Annotated in this window: 3 protein-coding genes; all 3 read left to right on the plus strand. The window is 28.2% G+C overall.

The window, feature by feature from the left end:
* The first annotated feature begins 153 nt into the window (after positions 1-153).
* The 3 genes from HF850_RS15055 to HF850_RS15065 all read left to right on the plus strand — a co-directional run bounded on the left by HF850_RS15055 (position 154) and on the right by HF850_RS15065 (position 5044).
* Complete coding sequence (locus HF850_RS15055) at positions 154-825, plus strand: response regulator transcription factor (RefSeq protein WP_169106235.1); 672 nt, start codon at positions 154-156, stop codon at positions 823-825.
* The gene (locus HF850_RS15060; protein ID WP_169106236.1) at positions 815-2230 is read left to right on the plus strand and encodes a HAMP domain-containing sensor histidine kinase; all 1416 of its coding nucleotides are present in this window, start codon (positions 815-817) and stop codon (positions 2228-2230) included. The genes HF850_RS15055 and HF850_RS15060 overlap by 11 nt, the downstream gene beginning before the upstream one ends.
* Positions 2231-2560: 330 nt before the next feature.
* Positions 2561-5044 carry a heavy metal translocating P-type ATPase gene (locus HF850_RS15065; protein WP_169106237.1) on the plus strand — a complete coding sequence of 828 codons (2484 nt, stop codon included), beginning with the start codon at positions 2561-2563 and terminating at the stop codon, positions 5042-5044.
* Positions 5045-5276 lie beyond the last annotated feature (232 nt).

Here is a 5276-nt window from a genome sequence, read left to right on the forward strand (position 1 = left end):
TAAAAAAATTATAATGGTAAAACATGAATTAAAAACCAATGGTAAATTTTCTCAAATTAATGCACAAGTCAAGTAAAATAAATTCATAAAGTATTTATAATTGTGTGATATATTCTAATAAATTCATTTACAACAGAAAAAGGAGGCCTATAAATGTTTAATATATTGATAGTAGATGATGAAATAAAGATAACTCAAGTAATCAAGGCATATTTAGATAAAGAAGGATATAACTGTATAGTGGCTAATAATGGAGAACAAGCTCTTAAATACTTCTATAATAATAATTTTGATTTAATAATTTTAGATAGAATGATACCAGATATAAGCGGAGAAGATATTTGTAAGAAAATAAGGGAAACCTCTATGGTTCATATAATTATGTTGACTGCAAAAATTGAAGATGAAGATAGAATAGATGGGTTTAATATAGGATGTGATGATTATGTATGTAAGCCGTTTAATGTTAAAGAATTAGTTTTAAGGGTTAAAGCAGTTTTTAGAAAAATGGGTGAAAACAAAGATATATTAAAGTTTTCAGATGAACTTGAAATAAATATGTTATCTCATAATGTAAAAGTTAGAGGTGAAAGTGTAATATTAACTAATACTGAATATAAGATACTATTACTACTTGCTAAAAATCCAAGTAGAGTATTTAGTAGGGAACAATTGTTAGAACTAACAATTGATGAACATTATGAAAAAATGGATAGAATTATAGATGCTCACATAAAAAATCTCAGACAAAAAATAGAGTTAGACACAAAAAAGCCTACAATTATTCAGACCGTATATGGGGTAGGATATAAGTTTGGGTTATAAGTTTAAAAAGTTAAAACTTAATACAAAGTTAATTCTATCATTAGTATCTATAATAGTTTTAGTTGTAGTATCCATAGCAGTGTTCATAAATAGTGTTTTTGAGAAAAAATTTGAACAATATATAATTAAAAATAATGAAAAAGAAATTTCAGCATTAATAAACTCAATAGAGTCAGAGTACAATGATGGCAAATGGAATTTAAGGGGTGTAGAGAAAATAGGTAAAAATGCTATAGATGATGGTATTTTTATAGATTTATATGATATAAATGGTAATTTGGTTTGGGGAGCAATGAAGTATAATCAAGATAGATGTAATGCAGTAATGGGAAGCATAGAGGATAATATGAACCATAGGATGAATAATTGGAGTGGCAAATATACGGAACGTAGTTTAAGCCTAAAGGGATCTAAGAGTGAATCTATTGGAAATATAAAAATTGGGTCTTATGGATCTCTTTATTATATGGATAATGATATAGATTTTTTAAAAGATATAAATAAGGTAATTATAATGATTGGTATTTTTATGACTTTAATAACAATAGTTATAGCTATAGCAATTGCAAACAATATATCTAAGCCATTAGAAGTTGTATCTAATATGGCAGATATGATGGGATATGGAGGATATGATAATAAAATAAAATATAAAAGTAACATATATGAAATTGATACTCTTATAAAATCAATAAATAACTTAGCTTATAAACTAGATGAACAAGAAAATCTACGAAAAAGATTAACTACGGATATTTCTCATGAGCTTAGAACTCCGCTTACAAGCGTACAAACACACTTAGAAGCAATGATAGATGGAATATGGGAGCCTAACATAGAACGATTAAATAGCGTTAATGAAGAAGTAATTAGACTTACTAATCTAGTTAATCAATTAAAAAACTTAGCAAAATTTGATAGTGAAAAAAGTAAACTAAATTTAAGTGAAGTTAAAGTAGATGACCTAATTAAAAATATAGTCTATAATAACCAAGGAAATGCACTAGAAAAAAATATAAATATAGTATTTGATCTAGAGAATATAAAGGTTTATTTAGATAAAGATAAAATATCTCAAGTTATAGTTAACTTATTATCTAATGCTATAAGATATACAAATAATGGTGGTAGTATATATGTGAGTGCATATAAAGAAAATGGAAATATAAAAATACATTTTAAAGATAATGGTATTGGAATGCCAAAGGAGAGTTTAGATTATATATTTGAAAGGTTCTATAGAGTAGATGAATCAAGAAGCAAATATACTGGAGGAATTGGTGTTGGACTTACTATTGTTAAATCAATTATTGATTTGCACAAAGGAAAAATAGAGGTTGAAAGTGAGTTAAATAAAGGTAGTGAATTTATAGTTACTTTACCAATTATAGATAAAATTAAGTAATTAAAATAAAATTGTAATTTTATGCAAAGTTCATAATTTATTCATATTTTTGAGTTGTTTTAAATATGAACTTTCTCACAGAATTATTCCCTTTTAAATATATTCTGTATTAAGTAAGATAATGTTAATTCTTAGCGAAGAGTTTGCATTATCTTATTTTTTTATTGAATAAAGACATTTATATAAGATTAAAATAAAGATACATTAAAAATATAAATTTATATAACTTCATAAATAATTCATAATTTTTATATAAATTATGAATATACCCTTTGGGGGTATTTATAATTTATATAAAATACATTGATAATTTATAAGGAGGATATTTCGATGAGCAATTATCTAAAAAAAGATACAATGAAGATAACAGGTATGACCTGTGCATCATGTGCCAAAGCGGTTGAAAGAGCTGTAAAAAAAATAGATGATAATATTGAGGCAAATGTGAATATAGCCACAGAAAAATTAAGTGTATCATATGATGAGTCTAAAGTTACATCTCAAGATATACAAAGGGCAATAGAAAAAGCAGGGTATGGAGTTTTAGAAGAAATAAATTTAAATCAAACTATAATACCTATTTCTGGAATGACCTGTGCATCATGTGCGAAAGCAGTTGAAAGAAGTGTAGGTAAACTTGATGGAGTACAAACAGTTGATGTTAATTTTGCAACAGAAAAAGCATCAATAAGTTACATACCAGAAAAGGTAAAATTATCTGAGATAAAAGAAGCAATAAAAAAAGCTGGGTATGAACCTCGAGATGCAGAAAATAAAAATGCTGTAGATGAAGATAAAATTAGAAAAGAAAAAGAAGTAAAATCCTTATGGATAAAGTTCATAGTTTCAGCTGTATTCGCAGTACCGCTATTTTACATAGCAATGGGACAAATGATTAAGGAACCATTTGGTCCGCTTCCATTACCTCAAATAATAAATCCTGATATTAATCCATTGAACTTTGGTTTAATTCAATTATTCCTTACGATACCTATAGTAATAGCAGGATATAAATTCTACACGATTGGAACAAAAGCTATATTATCAAAATCACCTAATATGGATTCTTTAATTGCCATAGGAACAGGAGCAGCACTATCATATAGCTTATATTCTTTATATCTTACATTTAATGGAGATATGATGGCAATTCATAATATGTATTTTGAAAGTGCAGGGGTAATAATCACATTAGTATTATTAGGTAAATTCTTAGAATCAGTTGCAAAAGGAAAAACATCAGAAGCAATAAAGAAATTAATGGGACTTAGCCCTAAAACAGCAATTATTATAAAAGACAATAAAGAAATTGAAATACCTATAGAAGAGGTTGAAGTCGGTGACGTAATAGTTGTAAAACCTGGAGCAAAAATACCTGTAGATGGAATTGTAGTTGAGGGTCATACTTCTGTAGATGAATCAATGCTTACAGGAGAAAGTATACCTGTTGAGAAGTCTGTTGGAAGCCATGTAGTAGGTGCAAGTATAAATAAAAACGGAACTATAAAGTTTAAAGCAGAAAAAGTAGGAAGTGATACTGCGATATCTCAAATAATAAAATTGGTTGAAGATGCTCAAGGTTCTAAAGCACCTATAGCAAAGCTTGCAGATGTAATATCTGGCTACTTTGTGCCAATAGTATTTGCTATAGCCGTGATAGTATCTATAGCTTGGTTTATATCAGGAAAAGATATAGAATTTGCTCTTAGTATATTTATAGCAGTTCTTGTAATAGCTTGTCCATGTGCATTGGGACTTGCAACTCCAACAGCAATAATGGTTGGTACTGGAAAAGGTGCAGAAAATGGGATACTTATAAAAGGTGGAGAAGCATTAGAATCTACTCATAAGATAAACACTATAGTATTTGATAAAACAGGTACTATAACTGAAGGAAAGCCAGTTGTAACAGATATAATTACAGATGGAGATATCAATAAAGATGAACTTTTAAAGATAGCTGCAAGTGCAGAAAAAGGTTCAGAACATCCTCTAGGAGAAGCAATTGTTAAAGAAGGGGAAAAGAAAAATTTAGGTTTATATAATATAGATAAATTTGTTGCAATACCTGGTCATGGTATAGAAGTTGAAATAGAATCTAAAGGTATTTTATTAGGTAATAAAAAGTTAATGCAAGATAGAAAAATAGCTCTTAGAAAATTAGAAGAAATATCTGATAAGTTAGCAGCAGAAGGTAAGACTCCTATGTATATAGCTATAAATAATAAAATAGCAGGTATAATAGCAGTTGCAGATATAGTTAAAGAAAGTAGTGCTAAAGCAATTATGAAACTTCATGATATGGGAATAGAAGTTGCTATGATTACTGGAGACAACAAAAAGACTGCTGATGCAATAGCAAGACAAGTTGGAATAGATAAAGTTCTAGCTGAAGTATTGCCACAAGATAAATCAAGTGAAGTTAAAAAACTTCAAAGTGAAGGTAGATTTGTAGCTATGGTTGGAGATGGAATAAATGATGCTCCTGCTCTTGCACAGGCAGATATAGGTATGGCAATTGGTAGTGGAACTGATGTAGCTATGGAATCAGCAGACATTGTTTTAATGAAGAGTGATTTAATGGATGTACCAACTGCTATTAAATTAAGTAGAAGTACTATGAGAAATATAAAAGAAAACTTATTCTGGGCATTTGCTTATAATGTTATTGGTATACCAATAGCAGCAGGAGTATTGTATTTATTTGGAGGTCCATTACTTAATCCAGTTATAGCGGCTCTTGCTATGGCATTTAGTTCTACATCTGTTTTATTAAATGCATTAAGACTTAAAAGATTTAAGGCAGATAAGTAAAATTTCATATTTTATTCATAAAGTTAGATTATATTATAATTAAATAAACACCTCAAATTTATGATTAATGATGATAAATGTAAAATAAGGTAGACTGCATAGTCTACCTTATTTTACGTTTATAGCTTTTTCAATTATATTAGATAATTCATTGATCGTAAGCGTAAAAAAATAGACGCCTATCGCTTACGGAATATAAGTGCTACAATAAACCCAACAGAGATGTTTACAC

This window comes from Clostridium sp. SM-530-WT-3G (genome assembly GCF_012843905.1).
Classification (GTDB): domain Bacteria; phylum Bacillota; class Clostridia; order Clostridiales; family Clostridiaceae; genus Clostridium.

What these genes read in the sequence shown, in the direction of transcription:
- HF850_RS15055 (WP_169106235.1), top strand. Translation starts at nt 154, where the DNA reads ATGTTTAATATATTGATAGTAGATGATGAAATAAAGATAACTCAAGTA.
- HF850_RS15065 (WP_169106237.1), top strand. Translation starts at nt 2,561, where the DNA reads ATGAGCAATTATCTAAAAAAAGATACAATGAAGATAACAGGTATGACC.